This window comes from Burkholderia sp. SIMBA_051, from assembly GCF_046534915.1.
GTDB classification, from domain to species: domain Bacteria; phylum Pseudomonadota; class Gammaproteobacteria; order Burkholderiales; family Burkholderiaceae; genus Burkholderia; species Burkholderia ambifaria.
Window position 1 is genome coordinate 1 of record NZ_JAWRXS010000161.1, and the last position, 297, is coordinate 297.

General features: G+C 66.3%; 1 protein-coding gene. It reads right to left on the bottom strand.

The annotated features are described in order from the left end of the window. A partial coding sequence (locus tag SB771_RS34005) for a Mu transposase domain-containing protein (RefSeq protein WP_410721916.1) occupies positions 1–297 on the bottom strand: 297 nt, incomplete at both ends.

The window sequence follows — 297 nt, forward strand, 5'->3', positions numbered from 1 at the left end:
CGTCGGCGACGACGCTGAGATATGCCGGATAGCAGCGCACGCTCACCAGCTGGTTCGTATACTCGGTGGGCACGCTGTAGCGGTTGCGCTGGAAGTGGATCAGGCCGGTCGACGACACGCGCAGGAACTGCTCGACGTAGCCGTCGAACGGACGCGGGTTCGGCATCAGGCGCGTGCGCTCGTCCTGCAACACGTCCTCGACCGTCAACTCCGGCCACTGCGGATGCCGCATCTGCCAAGCCTGGCGGCACCGCTGCGACACCCAGTCGTTCAGCGTTTCCAGCGACGCCCAGCGCT